We start from the raw sequence: 17755 nt of genomic DNA, 5'->3' as shown, positions 1-17755 counted from the left end.
TCCTCCTCCCCACCCGCCGCGATGGGGAGACCCTCCTCGTTCTGCGCCGCCCGCGGGTGGGCGGGCCTGCCGGGGCGGCAGGCTGAGCGGATGCCGCCTCCCGCCGCTCCCGTCGTCGCCGTGCGCCGCGCCGTCGCCGACGCGCTCGCCGTCGTCTTCCCGGTCGCCTGCGCCGGATGCGACGAGGCGGATCGCGACCTCTGCGGCGCGTGCCGGCGCCTGCTGAGCCCGACGCCGATCGTCCGCCGCCTGCCGAGCGGTCTCGAGGTCCGGAGCGGTCTCGTCTTCGAGGGGGTGCCGGCCCGCGTCATCCGTTCGTTCAAGGAGGACGGGCGCACCTCGCAGGCCCGGGCGCTGGCCGCTGCGCTGGCGGCGGCGTGGCCCCTCGACGTCGACGCCGTCCCCGTCCCGGTGCCGGCGAGCCCGGCCTCGCTCCGCCGCCGCGGGTACGCGCCCGTCGAGCTGCTCTGTCGGCGCGCGGGATGGCGGCCGCACCGGCTCCTGCGTGTCGCGCGGCGCACCGCCGATCAGCGGTCTCTCGCGAAGGAGCAGCGCGCCGCGAACCTCGCCGGCGCGCTCGCCGTCCGTCCTCGGGCGCATCGCCTCCTGGGGGATATGCGCGTCGTCCTCGTCGACGACGTCGTGACCACGGGAGCGACCCTCGAGGAGGCGGCGCGTGCCCTCCGTGCGGCCGGGATCCCGGTGGTGGGCGCCGTCACGGTCGCAGCCACGCCCCGGCGCGCGGGCTCAGGGGATTCATCGTGATCGGGTCGTGACACGAGCGGGGACCGGCACTACGGTGGGGGGACACAAGGCGAACCGAGGTCCGCCCTTGACCGGGTGGACCGGAACAAGGAGGTCAGGGATGGAGATCAACATCGTCGGTGTGGGCGTGAGCGTCAGCGATCGTTTCCGCACAGTCGTCGAGGAGAAGTCCGCCCGCATCGAGCACCTTGCCCCTCGAGCCCAACGGCTCGACATCAAGGTGACGCATCACACCTACCACAACGGGGGCCGCGAGGACGAGACCGTCGAGGTCACCCTCACCGGCAAGGGACCCGTCGTCCGCGCCGAGGCGGTGGACGGCGACAAGTTCGCCGCCCTCGATCTCGCGATCACCAAGCTCGCCGAACAGATCCGCCGCGCGAAGGAGAAGCGCGTCGACGCACGCAACCACCCGCGCGGCGCCAAGCTCGAGAAGGGCACCGGCACGCTGCAGGGCATCGACGTGCAGCCCGCGTCCGTCGACGTCATCCGCGCCGTCGCGACCGGCGAGGTGCCCATCATGACCGGCGCCGAGGACGAGGAGGACTACACCCCCGTGGTCATCCGCACCAAGCGGTTCGACCCCGAGTGGATGACCGTCGAGGACGCCGTGGACCGGATGGAACTCGTCGGTCACGACTTCTTCCTCTTCATCGACGCCCGCACCGACCAGCCGAGCGTCGTCTACCGCCGCAAGGGCTGGGACTACGGCGTGATCTCGCTCACGACCACCGCCGCACCCGCGGAGCTCGTCTCCTGACCGACGAGCGGTGACATTGAGGGCGGATGCCGCGCGGCATCCGCCCTCTTCCGTGTCCGGCGTGCGGCTCAGTGTGCCGCGAGGGCTGCGAGGACCGCGTCGCTGAAGGGTGGCCAGGCCTCTGCCGCCCATTCGCCGAACGGCCGGTCGGTGAGGGCGACGAGGGCTGCGCCCGCCCGCGGGTCCACCCAGAGGAAGGTGCCGGACTGGCCGAAGTGGCCGAAGGTCTCGGGGGAGTTGTGCGCCCCGGTCCAGTGCGGGCTCTTCGTGCCACGGATCTCCGGACCCAGGCCCCAGTCGTTCTCGCGCTGCAGACCGAAGCCGGGGAGGACGCCCCGCAGGCCCGGGAAGGCCACACCCGTCGCTGCGGCGAGCGTCGCGGGGGCCAGCAACCGCGGCCGCTGCAGCTCCGCCGCGAACCGGGCCAGATCGGTGCACGAGGACGCCCCGCCCGCCGCGGCGGAACCGCCGATCTTGGTGGACGTCATCCCGAGCGGGGCGAAGACCGCCTCGTGCGCGTACGCATCGAAGCCGATGCCGGTCTCCGATTCGAGCAGGTCCGCGAGCACCTCGAACCCGGTGTTCGAGTAGAGGCGCCGCTCGCCGGGCTCCGCGCGGAGCGTCGACGTCGAGAAGTCGTATCCGGCCGTGTGGGCGAGCAGGTGGGCGACCGTCGCCCCGGGCGGGCCCGCGGGCTGGTCGAGGGCGAGGGCGCCCTCCTCGACCGCGACGAGGGCGGCATAGGCGCTGAGGAGCTTGGTGACCGAGGCGAGCCGGTAGACGCGGTCCTGGTCCCCGGCGGACGCAGCCGTCCCCTCCGCCGTCACGACGACGGCGGAGGCGTGGGGGACGCCCCAGGTCTGCGAGAGGGCGAGCGCGTCGTCGAGGGCGGCCATCAGTCGAACATGCCGTCCAGCAGACCGCCGATGACGAGTCCGCCGAGCAGGCCGCCTGCCAGGCTGCCGCCGCCCATCCCGCCGCCCATCCCTCGGCCGCCGTATCCGCCGTTCCCCCAGTCGTTCGGCCGGGACGAGTCGATGTCGCGCTGCGCCAGCTGGAGCGCCTCGCCCGCCAGGTGCGCGGCGCGACGGGCGAGACCCATCGCCTCCTCGCGGTCGTCCTCGCCGATCGGGCCCGAGAAGCGCAGCAGGTCGCCGCGGATGCGCTCGGCCTCGGCGAGCCGGGTGCGGGCGTCGGCGCCGATCCACCCGCGGTGGCCCGAGATCACACTGCGCGCGACCCCGATCTGGCGGTCGGCGTCGTCGATCGCGTGGCGCACGTGCTCCTCGGACGGCACCGGACGCTCGGCGCGTTCCCGCGCCTTGGCGACGGCCGCGTCGAGCGCGGCGTTGGCGGCGCGCAGACGGGTCAGTTCGGCGAAGGGGTCGGGCTTGCTGCCCGCGGGGGTGAGCGAGGCGAGCGCCGCCTCGAGCTCGGCGGCGGCCGCCGCGACGGCCGGGGTGCCCAGCATCGGCTGCGCGACGATCAGGTCGTCGCGCGAATCGTCGACGATGGCCGCCAGGGTCGACTCCGCCCGCAGGGCCTCGATCTCGAACGTGTCGACGGCCTCGACGAGCGTGCCCGCCCGCCGCGAGGCCTCGATCGCGGTCTCGAGGGCGAGGTTCGCCTGCTCGCGCTGACCGCTGTCGCGGCGGCGCTCCGAGACCTCGGCGCTGTGCTCGGCGAAATCCAGCAGCTGGGCCGCTTCGGCCGCATTGCCCAGCACGGTGCGCATCGCGGCATCCGAGTACCGCGTGGACAGTCGCTCGAGGCTCGCGTTCAGTGCGGGGAGGCGCTCCCGCAGGCGCGTCACGTCCGCGCGGATGCCGGCGATGATCTCGGGCGCGCGCCGGGCACGGGCGATCGCCTCGGCGAGGGACTCGGTGCGGTCGTCGAGCAGGTCCTGGGCCCATTCGCACAGCTGGACGATGCGCGCGTTGCGCGTGCGCAGCTCCTCGGGGGTGTCGGGGATCTCGTCGTGGTTCAGCTGGTGCAGCTGGAACGCCTCACCGAGGTGCTGCCGCACCGCCGCGAGCGCCTCGCGCAGCGGAGCGGTCGCCTCGCGCCCGAGCTCGATCTCGGCGTAGGACAGCTCGTCGTCCGTCACGCGGATGCGTTCGTCGGCCGAGACGAGAGCGGCTCCCGCCTTGCGGCTGAGCTCGGCGTCCTGTGCCTCGATCTCCGCGTCCTCGCGCTTGCGTCTTCCCCAGAAACCGGCCATGGGCCGATCTTACGGGCCGACGGATGCCGCCGGTCGACGCACGGGGGAGAGGCCGGATGCCCCCAGCAACCTCGTAGGTCACAGGCGGATAACATGGCGGTGTATGTCTGCGCGTCCCGCGCACCGGCATCCCGACATTGCACGTCGGGGTGGCGAATCGACAGATGGAGATCCTCCGTGGCGAACCCCCTCGAGAAACTGCTTCGTGCCGGTGAAGGCCGCGTCCTGCGCAGGCTGCAGCAGGTCGTGAAGGCCGTGTCGGCCCTCGAAGAGGACTATGCGCACCTCACCGACGAGGAGCTGCGCGGCGAGACCGCCGAACTCCGCGCCCGCTACGAGGCGGGCGAGAGTCTCGACAAGCTCATGCCCGAGGCCTTCGCCGCCGTCCGCGAAGCCGCGAGCCGCACCCTCGGCCAGCGCCCCTACGACGTGCAGGTGATGGGTGGGGCCGCCCTCCATCTCGGCAACATCGCCGAGATGAAGACCGGTGAGGGCAAGACCCTGACCGCCGCCCTCCCGGCGTACCTCAACGCGATCGCGGGCAAGGGCGTCCACGTCATCACGGTCAACGACTTCCTCGCCTCGTACCAGTCCGAGCTCATGGGTCGCGTCTACCGCGCGCTCGGGATGACCACCGGCACCGTCGTCTCGGGTCAGAACCCCGAGGTGCGCCGGCAGCAGTACGAAGCCGACATCACCTACGGCACCAACAACGAGTTCGGCTTCGACTACCTGCGCGACAACATGGCGTGGCGCCGTGAGGACCTCGTGCAGCGGGGTCACTTCTACTGCATCGTCGACGAGGTGGACTCGATCCTCATCGACGAGGCGCGGACGCCGCTCATCATCTCGGGCCCGTCCTCCGGTGAGGCGAACCGCTGGTTCACCGAATTCGCGAAGATCGCCCGCACCCTCGAGGCCGGTGTCGACTTCGAGGTCGACGAGAAGAAGCGCACGATCGGTGTGCTCGAGCCCGGTATCGAGAAGGTCGAGGACTACCTCGGCATCGACAACCTCTACGAGTCGGCGAACACCCCGCTCATCTCCTTCCTCAACAACTCGATCAAGGCGCTCGCCCTGTTCAAGCGCGACACCGACTACGTCGTGATGAACGGCGAGGTGATGATCGTCGATGAGCACACCGGCCGCATCCTCGTGGGGCGTCGCTACAACGAGGGCATCCACCAGGCGATCGAGGCGAAGGAGGGTGTCGCGGTGAAGGCCGAGAACCAGACCCTCGCCACCGTGACCCTGCAGAACTACTTCCGCCTCTACGAGAAGCTCTCCGGCATGACCGGTACCGCCGAGACCGAGGCGGCGGAGTTCATGTCGACCTACAAGCTCGGTGTCGTCCCGATCCCGACGAACAAGCCGATGATCCGCAAGGACCAGTCCGACCTCGTCTACAAGAACGAGCAGGCGAAATTCGCGCAGGTCGTGGAGGACATCGCCGAGCGTCACGCCTCCGGTCAGCCGGTCCTCGTCGGAACCGTGAGCGTCGAGAAGAGCGAGTACCTCTCCCGCCTCCTGGCGAAGAAGGGCATCAAGCACGAGGTCCTCAACGCGAAGAACCACGCGCGCGAGGCCGAGATCGTCGCCCGCGCCGGTCGCTACGGCGCCGTGACGGTCGCCACGAACATGGCCGGTCGAGGCACCGACATCATGCTCGGCGGCAACGCCGAGTTCCTCGCCGTCTCGGAGATGAAGGCCAAGGGCCTCGACCCCGTCGAGACGCCGGACGAGTACGAGGCCGCGTGGGAAGAGGTCTACGCTGCCGTCAAGGAGAAGGTGCAGGAGGAGGCCGACCGCGTCGTCGAGGCGGGGGGACTCTACGTCCTCGGCACCGAACGACACGAGTCACGCCGTATCGACAACCAGCTCCGCGGTCGCTCGGGCCGTCAGGGCGACCCCGGTGAGAGCCGGTTCTATCTGTCGCTCACGGACGACCTCATGCGACTGTTCCAGTCGGGTGCGGCCGAGGCGATCCTGGCCCGCACGAACTTCCCCGACGATGTGGCCATCGAGTCCTCGATGGTCTCGCGCGCGATCAAGAGCGCTCAGGCGCAGGTGGAGGCGCGCAACGCCGAGATCCGCAAGAACGTCCTCAAGTACGACGACGTCCTCAACCGGCAGCGCGAGGCGATCTACGCCGACCGCCGGCACATGCTCGAGGGCGACGACCTCTCGGAGCGCATCGAGCACTTCCTCGAGGACACCATCGCCGCGATCATCGACGAGCACACCGGTTCCGGCCACAACGAGAGCTGGGACTTCGATGCGATGTGGGCCGAGCTCGGCACCCTCTACCCGGTCGGCGTCACGATCGACGAGGTCGTCGCCGAGAGCGGCAGCAAGGGCAAGGTGACCCCCGAACTGCTCAAGCGCGAGCTGCTCTCCGACGCCAAGATCGCCTACCGCAACCGCGAGGAGAAGCTCGGAGCGCCCGCCATGCGCGAGCTCGAGCGTCGCGTCGTGCTGCAGGTCCTCGACCGTCGCTGGCGCGACCACCTCTACGAGATGGACTACCTCAAGGACGGCATCGGCCTGCGCGCCATGGCGCAGCGCGACCCGCTCATCGAGTACCAGCGCGAGGGGTACCAGATGTTCCAGTCGATGATGGCCCAGATCAAGGAGGAGTCGGTCGGCTTCCTCTTCAACCTCGAGGTCGAGGTCCGTCAGACCGAGGGGGGCGACATCGAGGCGAAGGGCCTCGCCGCGCCCGAGATCGACGCGCAGAAGCTGCAGTACACCGCCCCGAACGACGCGGGCGAGGTCGAGGTGCGCAACGAGCGCGGCCAGGTCCAGCAGGCGGCGACCAGCAAGGCACGCCAGCGCGAGGCCGAGCAGGAGGCCCCCGCCGACGCCCCTCGCGGCTCCTTCGGGCAGCAGGTGCAGGCACCGGCCGAGGCGGGCAACCGCGCGCAGCGACGGGCGTCCGGTAAGAAGAAGTGATGTCGGTCCGACGGTGTCGGCCGGGCCACCGGACCGCCATTGGCCCCGTCGGGTCCCCGATATCCTGAACCGATGAGCCCGCGCACCTTCGACCAGTCATCCAAACTCAAGGACGTCCTGTACGAGATCCGCGGAGCCGCCCTGGTCGAGGCCGACCGGCTGCAGGACGAGGGTCACACGATCCTCAAGCTCAACACCGGCAACCCCGCGATCTTCGGATTCGAGGCGCCGTTCCAGATCGTCCGCGACATGATCGAGGCGGTCCCGCAGGCGCACGGCTACTCCGACTCCCGCGGCATCATGTCCGCGCGGCGGGCGATCGTCTCGCGGTACGAGGAGGAGCCGGGCTTCCCGAAGTTCGACCCCGATGACGTCTACCTCGGCAACGGTGTGTCCGAGCTCATCACGATGACGATGCAGGCGCTGCTCGACGAGGGCGACGAGGTCCTCATCCCCGCGCCGGACTATCCGCTGTGGACCGCCATGACGAGCCTCGCCGGCGGCACCCCGGTGCACTACCTCGCCGACAGCGAGAACGGCTGGCAGCCCGACCTCGAGGACATCCGGGCCAAGGTGACGCCGCGCACCAAGGCGATCGTCGTGATCAACCCGAACAACCCGACCGGCGCCGTCTACACCCGCGAGGTGCTGCAGGGGATCGTGGAGATCGCCCGCGAGCATCAGCTCCTCTTGCTCTCCGACGAGATCTACGACCGCATCCTCTTCGACGGCGCTCGGCACATCCCGCTCGCGACCCTCGCGCCGGACCTGCTCTGCCTGACCTACAACGGACTGTCGAAGACTTACCGCGTCGCCGGGTACCGCTCGGGGTGGATGGTCATCACGGGACCGAAGAAGCACGCTGCGGGCTTCCTCGAGGGCATCCAGCTGCTCGCCTCGACACGTCTGTGCCCCAACGTCCCCGCGCAGTTCGCCGTCCAGGCGGCGTTGTCTGGTGTCCAATCCATCGATGCGCTCATCGCACCGACAGGTCGGCTCCATGAGCAGCGTGATGCCGCCTGGGCCGGCCTCACCGCCATCCCCGGCGTCACCTGCGTCAAGCCCGAGGGCGCCCTGTACGCCTTCCCCCGGCTCGACCCCGAGGTCCATGACATCCACGACGACGCCAAGTTCGTCTACGACTTCCTCGTCGCCGAGCACGTGCTTCTCGTGCAGGGGACCGGGTTCAACTGGCCGACGCCGGATCACTTCCGCATCGTCACGCTGCCCGAGGCGCGGGTGCTCACCGAGGCGATCGAGCGCCTGGGCAACTTCCTCGCGTCGTACAAGCAGTAAGGGGCCGCGAGGTCAAAGCAGGGCGAGGGAGGTCGCGCGCCAGCGCCCGTCCCAGCCCTCGAGGCGCATCGCGACGGCACGTGTGCGGATCGGACCGCCGACGACCACGACCGCCTCGAGCACGCCGTCGGCGGGTTCGCAGGTGCGATCGCTCAGGATGCGGTGCGCCGGCCGGACGGCGGCGACGCCGCGTGCGCTCCGCGCGCGGGCCGACAGGTTCGCTCGGGTGACGAGCGCCCGGTACGCGTCCTCGCCGAGCCAGCGCGCCAGCTGATCGACGTCGCGCACGCCGGCCAGCACCTCGAGGACGCCGATCGTGAGGTTCTTCACGAGGGGGAGCGGGTCGGGCAGATCGGCCGTCGAGGTGCGCTGCGGTGCGAAGTACTCGGCGACCTCGAGGGCGCTCCCCGAACGCGGTATCCGGCTGTCTTCGGTGGCGGTGAGGGCCATGTCGGTTCCTCTCGGGCGACAGGTGTCTGCGGGTCGATGAACGCCACGAGTACAGCACAGGGTGACGAGAGGGTGGATGAGAATACTCCAACCTGTGGACAAACCCCGCGGTGCCGGCGGGTGGTCCTCTACATTCGCGATCGTGCGCTGGGATCGATTCTTCGAGGATCTCGAAGACCAATTGGACTCCGAATGGGAGGCCGAGCGCGCGGCGCTCGACACCGAGGCCGAGCGGCTGCGACTGGCCCGGCTGTCGCTGTTCCAGCGGTTGCATGCCCTGGTGGGTGCCGTCGAGGACGCGATCACCCTGGATCTCGTGGGCGGCGCCGCCGTGACCGGCGTACCCGTCGCGGTCGGACCGGATTGGCTCGCGGTGGACGACGGCGGCGCGCGGGGTGCCCTGATCGTCCCCCTGGCCGCCCTCGTCGCGGTGGGGCCGACGCACGCCGACCTGCTTCGCAGCGCCCGGGGGAGTGAGCCCGGGCGGCTCCGCGAGCGGATGACGCTCGGCTTCCTCCTGCGCGACCTCGCGCGGCGGCGTGTCCCCGTGACGCTGTACACCGTCGACGGGCGGGAGTACTGCGGCACGATCGACCGTGCGGCATCCGATCATCTCGATCTCGCCCTGCACGACCGCGGTTCACCCCGTCGCGCCGACCTCGTGAGCGGATACCGCATCGTGCCGCTGTCGGCGGTCACGGCCGTGCGGCTGGAAGCGCCGGCCTCGCTCGCGTGAGCGCGGCGTGATCAGGCCGTGATCATTCGCCGCCGCGGCGGCCGCGCCCCCAAAGCTCGGGGAAGCTCGCGGCGTTGGACTCGCGCCAGAGCGCGTGGAGTCGCGCGTCCTCCGCCTGTTCGTCCAGGTAGTCCTCGACGCTGTCCGCCTCGATGCGCCACGCGAGCGGGGAGCCGAGCCGAGCCCCCCGCAGACGTCCGTCGAGGATGAGAGCCACGACCTCGTCGACCTCCAGTTGCAGCATCTCCGCGACCTGGGCGGGCGTGAGCATACGCAGGGGGGACGCATCGGGCATGAGGCCATTATGGGCCCGCGTACCGGTCGCATCGGTTGCATCGCCGGCTTGTGGATAATCGCGGTGGCACCGCCGCGGGCTCGGTCACCATGGCGTCATGACCACTCCCGACACCGTCCGGCCCGCGCCGCGTGCATTCTGGGCCGACGCGCGATTCCTCCTCGGTATCGCGCTGATCATCGCGTCCGTCGCGGGCGTCTGGCTCGTCGTCGCCTCGGCGCGTCAAACCGCGCCGGTGTTCGCCGCCGCCCGCACGATCGTCCCCGGTCAGACCGTGACGGCGGACGACCTGCGGGTGGTCGACGTCGCCCTGGGGTCCGCGGGTGACACATACGTCTCGCCCGCCTCGCTCGAGCCCGGCGTCATCGCGACCCGCACGATCCTGGCGGGCGAACTCGTCCCGCACGCGGCCGTGGACGAGGCGGATGCCGCGACCACGACGAGCGTGGTGATCCGGACGGCCGGAGACGTGTCCGACGCCGTCACCGCGGGCTCGGTCGTGGAGGTCTGGGCGGCACCGGCCGAGGAGGGCGGCGAGGTCGGCGAGCCGCGGATCCTCGTGCCCTCGGCGACGGTGGTTACGGTGACGAAGGACGACGCCGTCGTCTCGGGCAAGGACGTGTCGCTCGAGATCGTCATCCCCCGCGCCGATGTCGCCGCGACGCTCGCCGCGGTGTCCGACGACTCCCTCCTGTCGGTCGTGCCCGTGGCGGGGGAGTCCCGGTGAGGGTCGTCGTCGCGGCGGACGGTCCCCGCGCGGACACCCTCGCCGCGCGACTGCGCCACGAGGACGCCGACGTGCGCGCGGTGGTGGCGGCATCCGCCCCCGCTGCCGCCGCGCTCGATGCGATGGCCGCGCCCGAGGCGGCGGAGCTCCTCGCCGAGCTGGCTCGGGCGGACCTCCTGATCGTCGAGGGGCGGGCGGCGACCCTGACCGCCGAGCTCGTCGCCGCCTGCGACCGTCTGTCGGTGCGCATCGTGCCGCTGTGCGCTCGAACCTCGGATCGGCGCCTCGCCGCATCGCTCGGGCTCGCGGCCCACGATCCGGACGCACCGGCGGCCGAGCTCCTCGCGAGCCCTCCGTCGTCCCTTCCCGTCGAGCCCACCCGCGGCCGTGTCATCACCGTGTGGGGCGCACAGGGGGCGCCCGGGCGGACGACCCTCGCCATTGAGATCGCCTGTGCACTTTCGAGTGCCGACCACCGCGTCGCGCTCGTCGACGCGGACTCCCACGCGCCCTCGCTCGCCCTCGCGACCGGCCTCGCCGACGAGGGCCCTGGGTTCGCCGCCGCATGCCGGCAGGCCGAACGCGGCACGCTCACGGTGGCCGAGCTCAGCCGCATCGCGTCGACGCTGGCCGACGTGGACGTGCTCACCGGCCTCAATCGGCCGGGACGGTGGCCCGAGCTGTCCCATGCCCGCGTGCTGGCCGCGCTCGAGGCGTGTCGCGGATGGGTGGATGACACCGTCGTCGACACCGCGGCATCCCTCGAACGCGACGAGGAGATCGTGAGCGACCTCGTCGACGGTCCCCGCCGGAATGCCGCGACGCTCGCGGCCGTCGAAGCGGCCGACGTCGTCCTCGCCGTCGTCGCCGCCGATCCCGTCGGGATGTCCCGTTTCGTGCGGAACTGGCCCGAGCTCCGCGCGGCGGCGGGCACCGCCCCCGTGCGGGTGGTGGTCAACAAGATCCGCGCCGGCGCCCTCGGTGTCGACGCCCGCGGACAGGTGCGGCGCACACTCGAGCGCTACACGGGCGTGACGGACGTGTCCTTCGTCCCGTGGGATGCCCGGGGGACGGATGCCGCGCTCCTCGCCGCGCGCCCGATCGCTCACGTCGCACCGCGCTCGTCGGTGCCGACCGCGGTGCGACGCCTCGTGGCCGAATCGCTCGCCCCGCGGCGTGCCGCGGAGGCCGCGACCCGGCACTCGCTGCGCCGCCTGGCCCGGAGCGCGTAGAGCGCGGGAAGCCCCCGGGAGGAGGATCTAGGGTGGAGGCGTGTCCACCCTCAGCGACCTCGTCTACGCCCAAGGCCGATCCACCGCGGAGGATGTGGAGTGGCTCCACCGCCTGGCCGGTGACGGTCAGCTCCTCGCCGACCTGGCCTTCGCGGACATCGTCATCTGGGTGCCGACGTCGGACGACTCGTTCATCGCCGTCGCGCACACCCGGCCGAGCGGCGCCGCGACCCTGTTCTACCGCGACATCGTCGGCGATGCCGTGCGACCGCAATGGCGCACGCAGGTCACGGACGCGTTCACGCAGGTGCGCGTCGTGGATTCGTCCTCGCCGGACTGGTTCGAGGAGACGCCGACCCGCGTGCGGGCCGTGCCGATCGTGCGCGAGCGCGCGGCGGAGGGACGCGAGAGCCGGGTGATCGGCGTGCTGACCCGGCACACCAACCTCGGTGAGGCCCGCACGCCGTCGCGTCAGCAGATCACCTTCAACGACTGCGCGGACGACCTGTTCGGGATGATCGCATCGGCGGACTTCCCCGACCTCACGGCGCCGACCTCGCCGCGCCGGGGCGCCCCCCGCGCCTCGGACGGCCTCATCCGTCTCGACGTCGACGGGATCACGACGTTCGCGAGCCCGAACGCCCTGTCGGCCTTCAACCGGCTCGGCTTCGACGACGAGCTCGAAGGCGAATCGCTCATGGAAGTGGCGACGAAGATCATGCCGGCGTCGCGCCAGTTCGACGAGTCGCTGCCGATCGTGATGGCCGGTCGTGCGCCGTGGCGTGCGGACGTCGAGGCGCGCGGCGTCACCGTGTCGCTCCGCACGATCCCCCTGCGCGAGAACGGCACCCGCATCGGTGCCATCGTCCTGTGCCGCGACGTGAGCGAGATCCGCCACCAGGAGCAGGAGCTCATCACGAAGGATGCGACGATCCGCGAGATCCACCATCGCGTCAAGAACAACCTGCAGACCGTCGCGTCGCTCCTGCGCATCCAGGCGCGGCGAACCCATTCCGACGAGGGTCGGGACGCCCTGACGCAGGCCATGCGCCGGGTGAGCGCGATCGCTGTCGTCCACGACACCCTGTCGGAGGGGCTCACGCAGAGCGTGGACTTCGACGACGTGTTCGAGCGCGTCCTCAAGCTCGTCGCCGAGGTCGCGGCGGCGCCCAACACGCGTGCCCGCACGGTCAAGACCGGCACGTTCGGGACGCTGCCGAGCGAGTACGCGACGCCGCTCGCCCTCGCGCTTACCGAGCTCGTGACGAACGCCGTCGAACACGGTCTGGCCGACAAGGAGGGCGAGGTCGAGATCATCGCCGAGCGCGACGAGGACCGGCTCGCGGTCCGCGTCCGCGACACCGGTGTCGGCCTGCCCGAGGGTCAGGTCGGTCGGGGTCTCGGCACGCAGATCGTGAGGACGCTCATCCAGGGTGAGCTGAGCGGGACGATCGACTGGCACACCCTCATGGGCAGCGGGACCGAGGTGACGATCGAGATCCCGATGCGGTACATCGAGCGCGCGCGGGCCTGAGGCCCGCGCGCGGCGGTGTCAGGACGCGCGGCGGGCGCGGGCGGCGCGGCGCTTGAGGGCGCGGCGCTCGTCTTCGGAGAGACCGCCCCAGACACCCGAGTCCTGGCCGGTCTCGAGGGCGTACTGGAGGCAGAGTTCGGTGACGGTGCACCGGGCGCAGACGGACTTCGCCTTCTCGATCTGGTCGACGGCGGGCCCGGTGTTCCCCACGGGGAAGAACAGTTCGGGGTCGACGGTCAGGCAGGCGGCTTTGTCGCGCCAATCCATAGCGGTGCTCCTTGTGGGGGATCGGAAGTCGGGATGCGACGCCGGGCGACGTCGACTAACCTGAGTGGTGTGCGAGCTGATGCTCGCCCCACGCCGCTGTGGGAGCACACTTGTCCGTCAATATTCCCATGCCCGGGCATGGGAATCAAGGGTTACGTGAATCACGGGTTAACGGAGTATTTCGGCGCCTCGCCGTGCCCCGGGCGCCCAGGAGGAGCAGTGAACGTGCGTACCACCGGCGTCGAGCGGATCGCGGCCGGTTGGCTCGCCCTCGAGGCGATCGGCGTCCTGGCCCTCGCCGCGTGGGAGCTGTTCGCGCTGGTCCGCGGCGACAGCGAGAGCGTGCCGAGTTCGCTGGCGCTCCTCGCCCTGACGGTGATCGGCGCGGCCGCCGTCGCAGGCTTCGCCGTCGCCGTGTGGCGCGGCGGGTCGTGGGGACGCTCCGGCGGCGTCGTCGTGCAGTTGCTCGTCCTGTCCGTCGCGCTCGGGACCCTCACGGGGGAGGGAGCCGACACGCGCCTCGCCGCGACGATCGCGGTCCCCGCCGTCGTGGGGCTCGTCCTCCTGATCGCGGCCGCTCGGGCGGCCGGCGCGCGATCGCGGAGCGAGGCCGACGAGGTCTGATCAGACTTCGAGCAGGCTCCGGATCCGCGCGACGTGGCCAGTGGCCTTCACGTTGTAGAGCGCGTGCGCGACCGTGCCGTCCTCATCGATGACGAAGGTCGAGCGGATGACGCCCTCGACGACCTTGCCGTAGTTCATCTTCTCGCCCCACGCGCCGTAGGCCTCGTGGACGCTGTGGTCGGGATCGCTCAGGAGGGCATAGGGGAGGGCGTCGCGCTCACGGAACTCGCGCAGCTTCGCCGGCTCGTCGCGGGAGATCCCCACCACGGTGTACCCGGCCGCCTGCAGCGGCGCGACGCTGTCGCGGAAATCGCAGGCCTCGGTCGTGCAGCCCGGCGTCATGGCGGCGGGGTAGAAGAAGACGATGAGGCGCCCGCCGCGGAAGTCGCTCAGCGAGACGGCCCCACCGTCCTGGTCGACGAGGGTGAAGTCGGGGGCGGGGGATCCGGGGTTCAGGCGCGGCATCCCCTCATTTTAGTCGGCCGCTCAGGTCGCGAAGGTGGCGAGGAGTCGCTGCAACGAGTCCAGTCGCGCAGGACCGCGCTCGCCCAGCCGACCCTCCGCCACGGCCTCGACGATCGCGCAGTCGGGGGCGTCGGGCAGGTGCGTGCACCCGCGCGGGCACTCCTCGGCGACGGCGGCGAGATCGGTGTAGGCGCGGAGGATGTTGGCGGGGTCCACGTGGCCCAGACCGAACGACCGGACGCCGGGGGTGTCGATCACCCAGCCGCGACCCTGGTCGCCGACGTAGCGGAGCGAGACGGCCGAGCTCGACGTGTGGCGGCCGCGCCCGGTCACCTCGTTGACGTGTCCGGTCGCGCGCGCGGCGTCGGGGACGAGGGCGTTGACGAGGGTCGACTTGCCGACACCGGAATGGCCGACGAACACGGTGGCGTGCCCGGCGAGGCGTTCGCCGATCTCGGCGACCGGCATCGCGCCCGTCCCGCTGGTGAACACCTCCAGGTCGTCGAGGCCCTCGAAGTGCGCGAGGAAGGATGCCGGATCGGCGAGATCGGTCTTGGTGACGACGAGCAGCGGGTGCATGCCGGCATCCAGCGCCGCGATGAGGTAGCGGTCGACGAGGCGCGGGCGGGGTTCGGGGTCGGCGGCGGCCACGACGATGAGCAGCTGATCGGCGTTCGCGACGATGATGCGCTCGACCTGGTCGGTGTCGTCCGCGCTGCGGCGCAGCAGCGAGGTGCGCTCCTCGATGCCGACGATGCGCGCGAGGGTGCCGTCGTCGCCGGAGGTGTCGCCGACGACCCGGGCGCGGTCGCCGTTGACGATCGGCTGCTTGCGGAGTTCGCGGGCGCGCGTTGCGAGGATCTGGCGCTCGTCCGGGCCGTCCTCGTCGATCAGGACGGTGTAGCGGCCACGGTCCACGCCGAGCACGCGGGCGGTCTGCGCATCCGCGTGCGCGGGGCGGCGCTTGGTGCGGGGGCGGTTGGCCTTGGGATTCGGCCGGACGCGGATGTCGGCCTCGTCGTAGTCGAGGTCGTCGTCGTCGCCATCGTCGTCGAGCCAGCTCACGCGAGCATGCCCGCCCACAGCCGGGGGAACTCGGGCATCGTCTTGGCCGTCGTCCCGATGTCGTCGACGACCACCCCGGGCACCCGCAGGCCGATGACCGCGCCCGCCGTCGCCATGCGGTGGTCGTGGTGGGCGCGCCACACCCCGCCGTGCAGGGGCCTCGGGACGATGTGGATGCCGTCCTCCCGCTCCTCCGCCTCGCCGCCGAGCGCGCGGAGGTTCTCCACGAGTGCCGCGATCCGATCCGTCTCGTGGCCCCGGATGTGACCGATGCCGTGGAAAGCCGTGGGCGCGTCGGCGAACGCGGCGAGCGCGAACAGCGTCGGGGTGAGCTCGCTCGCCGCCGACAGGTCGAGGTCGAGGCCGGCGATGCGGTCGCCCGCGGTGACGGTGAGCGCTCCGGCTCGGCGGGAGACGTGCGCTCCCATGACGGGCAGGATGTCGGCCAGCAGCGCGCCCGGCTGGGTGGAGTGCGCGGGCCAGCCGGGGACCGTCACCGACCCGCCGGTGAGGACGGCGGCGGCGAGGAACGGAGCGGCGTTGGAGAGGTCGGGTTCGATCGCGATCTCCTTGCCGCGCACCGGTCCCGCGGGCACGAGCCACTCGTTCGGGGTGGGGTGCTCGACGTGTACCCCGCGGCGGGCGAGTGCCTCGACCGTCATCTCGATGTGGGGGAGGCTCGGCAGGCGCTCGCCGTCGTGGATGAGACGCAGGCCGACGTCGAAGCGCGCCGCGGCCAGGAGCAGTCCGGAGACGAACTGACTTGACTGGCTCGCATCGATCGTGACCTCGCCGCCACGGAGGTGCCCGTGGCCGCGCACGTCGAAGGGGAGCGACCAGCTGCCGGCGTCGTCGATGTCCGCCCCGATGTCGCGGAGGGCATGGATCATCGCCCCCATCGGGCGGTGCAGGGCGGTGGGGTGCGCGGTCACGTGCACGTCGCCCACGGCGAGGCCGGCGATCGGGGAGACGAATCGCATGACGGTGCCGGCCTGACCGCAGTCGATCGTCGTATCGCCGGTGAAGCGGGACGGCGGGGTGACCTCGAGGTCCGGACCGAAGGGGGAGTCGCCGGCGACCGGCTCGATCCTCACGCCGAGGCGACGGAGGGCGTCGATCATGCGCGCGGAGTCGTCCGAGTGGAGCGCGCCGGTCAGCAGGCTCGGTCCGTCGGCGATGGCGGAGAGGACGAGTTCGCGGTTGGTGAGCGACTTCGACCCGGGCACCGTCACGTGCGCGCGGACCGGCTCGCCCGGCGTGGGCGCCGGCCACGACCCGCCGGGGATCTCGTGGGCGGTGGCGGGGGAGGAAGGGGCGTCGCTCATCGCTCCCAGCCTACTGATGACACGGAATCCGTTCACCCGTCGCCGCGACCTGAGCCGCGGCATCCGCGAACCTGGGAATAGGCCCCGCCCTTCGTCCGTTGACCCCTCTGTCGACACCGTGCATGCCAGGGGAGAGGAGCGCGATGATTGCGACAGCTGATGCGCCCGTGCTCGCCGAAGGGGCCGACGTAGACTGGCCTGCGATGAACGATCAGGCGGTCGACGACCCGCGTACCCAGTTCGAGGAGCAGGCGCTCCCCTTCATGGACCAGCTCTACGCTGCGGCCATGCGGATGACCCGCAACCCGGCCGACGCGTCGGATCTCGTCCAGGAGACCTTCGTGAAGGCGTTCGCCGCGTGGGCGTCGTTCACGCAGGGCACCAACCTCAAGGCGTGGCTTTACCGCATCCTCACGAACACGTACATCAACACGTACCGGAAGAAGCAGCGCGAGCCCTACCAGGGCACGATCGACGACCTGGAGGACTGGCAGCTCGGCGGGGCCGAGTCGACCACGGCGTCGTCGGCGCGATCGGCCGAGGCCGAGGCGATCGACCACATGCCGGCATCCGTCGTGAAGGACGCGTTGCAGGCGCTTCCGGAGGACTTCCGACTGGCCGTGTACCTCGCGGACGTCGAAGGATTCGCGTACCAGGAGATCGCGGACATCATGAAAACCCCCATCGGCACGGTCATGAGCCGTCTGCACCGTGGCAGACGTCAGCTCCGCGACCTGCTGTCCGAATATGCGAAAGAGCGCGGCATCGATGTGCCCGCCACGAGGAGTGCGAAATGACCGACTGCGGTTGCGACAAAGCCCGGCAGGACCTCGAGGAGTACCTGCGCAACGAGATCTGCCACACGCGCCACTCGGACATCACCGAGCACCTGGAGAACTGCGCCGCGTGCCGTGACGAAGCCTTGGTCGCCACCACCCTGACCGCGGTGGTCGCGCGCGCGTGCAAGGAGGCGGCGCCGGAGGACCTGCGCGATCAGGTGCTCGCGCGGCTGCGCGCGGAGCAGGCGACGCACCACTGACC

Annotated in this window: 19 protein-coding genes; 11 read left to right on the top strand and 8 right to left on the bottom strand. The window is 71.2% G+C overall.

Translation table 11 applies throughout. The features are described 5' to 3' along the window. Positions 1-90: 90 nt before the first annotated feature. Together Q9S36_RS05775 and hpf are read left to right on the top strand one after the other, a co-directional pair. Positions 91-765 carry a phosphoribosyltransferase family protein gene (locus Q9S36_RS05775; protein WP_311284292.1) on the top strand — a complete coding sequence of 225 codons (675 nt, stop codon included), beginning with the start codon at positions 91-93 and terminating at the stop codon, positions 763-765. 100 nt (positions 766-865) lie between these two features. After that, positions 866-1525, top strand: coding sequence for a ribosome hibernation-promoting factor, HPF/YfiA family (gene hpf, locus Q9S36_RS05770; protein WP_311284291.1), 660 nt, complete (start codon positions 866-868; stop codon positions 1523-1525). 68 nt (positions 1526-1593) lie between these two features. Here hpf and Q9S36_RS05765 read toward each other — a convergent pair whose 3' ends face one another. Together Q9S36_RS05765 and Q9S36_RS05760 are read right to left on the bottom strand one after the other, a co-directional pair. Next, positions 1594-2421, bottom strand: a complete 828-nt coding sequence (locus Q9S36_RS05765; protein ID WP_311284290.1) for a serine hydrolase domain-containing protein — start codon at positions 2419-2421, stop codon at positions 1594-1596. Continuing rightward, positions 2421-3746 (bottom strand): hypothetical protein, encoded by a 1326-nt coding sequence (locus Q9S36_RS05760; RefSeq protein ID WP_311284289.1) that lies wholly within the window; start codon positions 3744-3746, stop codon positions 2421-2423. Before Q9S36_RS05760 ends, Q9S36_RS05765 begins: the two co-directional genes overlap by 1 nt. Positions 3747-3923: 177 nt before the next feature. Here Q9S36_RS05760 and secA point away from each other — a divergent pair, with 177 nt between their 5' ends. Next, positions 3924-6698 carry a preprotein translocase subunit SecA gene (gene secA / locus Q9S36_RS05755; RefSeq protein ID WP_064001414.1) on the top strand — a complete coding sequence of 925 codons (2775 nt, stop codon included), beginning with the start codon at positions 3924-3926 and terminating at the stop codon, positions 6696-6698. A 72-nt stretch (positions 6699-6770) separates the two neighbouring features. Beyond that, complete coding sequence (locus Q9S36_RS05750; protein ID WP_064001415.1) at positions 6771-7994, top strand: pyridoxal phosphate-dependent aminotransferase; 1224 nt, start codon at positions 6771-6773, stop codon at positions 7992-7994. 12 nt (positions 7995-8006) lie between these two features. Here Q9S36_RS05750 and Q9S36_RS05745 read toward each other — a convergent pair whose 3' ends face one another. Continuing rightward, positions 8007-8444 carry an Rv3235 family protein gene (locus Q9S36_RS05745; RefSeq protein WP_064001416.1) on the bottom strand — a complete coding sequence of 146 codons (438 nt, stop codon included), beginning with the start codon at positions 8442-8444 and terminating at the stop codon, positions 8007-8009. 142 nt (positions 8445-8586) lie between these two features. Here Q9S36_RS05745 and Q9S36_RS05740 point away from each other — a divergent pair, with 142 nt between their 5' ends. Beyond that, positions 8587-9180 carry a hypothetical protein gene (locus tag Q9S36_RS05740; RefSeq protein ID WP_311284288.1) on the top strand — a complete coding sequence of 198 codons (594 nt, stop codon included), beginning with the start codon at positions 8587-8589 and terminating at the stop codon, positions 9178-9180. A 22-nt stretch (positions 9181-9202) separates the two neighbouring features. Here the strand turns inward: Q9S36_RS05740 and Q9S36_RS05735 are convergent, their stop codons facing one another. After that, a complete protein-coding gene (locus Q9S36_RS05735; RefSeq protein ID WP_064001417.1) occupies positions 9203-9451 on the bottom strand; it encodes a helix-turn-helix domain-containing protein in 249 nt (82 codons plus the stop codon). Between the two features lie 121 nt (positions 9452-9572). On the opposite strand from Q9S36_RS05735, the gene Q9S36_RS05730 reads away from it, so the two are divergent. Genes Q9S36_RS05730 through Q9S36_RS05720 form a run of 3 tightly spaced genes read left to right on the top strand, consistent with a single transcriptional unit; the run spans position 9573 to position 12968 of the window. Further along, positions 9573-10202, top strand: coding sequence for an SAF domain-containing protein (locus Q9S36_RS05730; RefSeq protein ID WP_253035795.1), 630 nt, complete (start codon positions 9573-9575; stop codon positions 10200-10202). Further along, positions 10199-11434: a hypothetical protein gene (locus Q9S36_RS05725; protein WP_311284287.1), complete on the top strand. Its 1236-nt coding sequence runs from the start codon at positions 10199-10201 to the stop codon at positions 11432-11434. Before Q9S36_RS05730 ends, Q9S36_RS05725 begins: the two co-directional genes overlap by 4 nt. A gap of 40 nt (positions 11435-11474) precedes the next feature. After that, a complete protein-coding gene (locus Q9S36_RS05720; RefSeq protein WP_064001420.1) occupies positions 11475-12968 on the top strand; it encodes a sensor histidine kinase in 1494 nt (497 codons plus the stop codon). Between the two features lie 18 nt (positions 12969-12986). On the opposite strand, the gene Q9S36_RS05715 is transcribed toward Q9S36_RS05720, so the two are convergent. Next, on the bottom strand, positions 12987-13235 hold the full coding sequence (locus Q9S36_RS05715) for a WhiB family transcriptional regulator (protein WP_018188706.1): 249 nt from the start codon (positions 13233-13235) through the stop codon (positions 12987-12989). A gap of 219 nt (positions 13236-13454) precedes the next feature. Between Q9S36_RS05715 and Q9S36_RS05710 the strand changes: the two genes are divergently transcribed. Beyond that, a complete protein-coding gene (locus Q9S36_RS05710; protein WP_311284286.1) occupies positions 13455-13859 on the top strand; it encodes a histidine kinase in 405 nt (134 codons plus the stop codon). Here Q9S36_RS05710 and bcp read toward each other — a convergent pair whose 3' ends face one another. Genes bcp through aroA form a run of 3 tightly spaced genes read right to left on the bottom strand, consistent with a single transcriptional unit; the run spans position 13860 to position 16714 of the window. Continuing rightward, positions 13860-14324, bottom strand: a complete 465-nt coding sequence (gene bcp / locus Q9S36_RS05705) for a thioredoxin-dependent thiol peroxidase (RefSeq protein WP_311284285.1) — start codon at positions 14322-14324, stop codon at positions 13860-13862. Between the two features lie 21 nt (positions 14325-14345). Next, a complete protein-coding gene (gene rsgA / locus Q9S36_RS05700) occupies positions 14346-15389 on the bottom strand; it encodes a ribosome small subunit-dependent GTPase A (protein ID WP_311284284.1) in 1044 nt (347 codons plus the stop codon). After that, positions 15386-16714: a 3-phosphoshikimate 1-carboxyvinyltransferase gene (gene aroA, locus Q9S36_RS05695; protein WP_311284283.1), complete on the bottom strand. Its 1329-nt coding sequence runs from the start codon at positions 16712-16714 to the stop codon at positions 15386-15388. The genes rsgA and aroA overlap by 4 nt, the downstream gene beginning before the upstream one ends. Before the next feature lie 203 nt (positions 16715-16917). Between aroA and Q9S36_RS05690 the strand changes: the two genes are divergently transcribed. Continuing rightward, on the top strand, positions 16918-17511 hold the full coding sequence (locus Q9S36_RS05690; protein ID WP_197471557.1) for a sigma-70 family RNA polymerase sigma factor: 594 nt from the start codon (positions 16918-16920) through the stop codon (positions 17509-17511). Beyond that, positions 17508-17753, top strand: a complete 246-nt coding sequence (locus Q9S36_RS05685) for a hypothetical protein (RefSeq protein ID WP_064001424.1) — start codon at positions 17508-17510, stop codon at positions 17751-17753. Before Q9S36_RS05690 ends, Q9S36_RS05685 begins: the two co-directional genes overlap by 4 nt. Positions 17754-17755 lie beyond the last annotated feature (2 nt).

It is taken from the genome of Microbacterium sp. ARD31, assembly GCF_031844425.1.
This window is presented reverse-complemented; position numbering and strand designations above follow the sequence as displayed.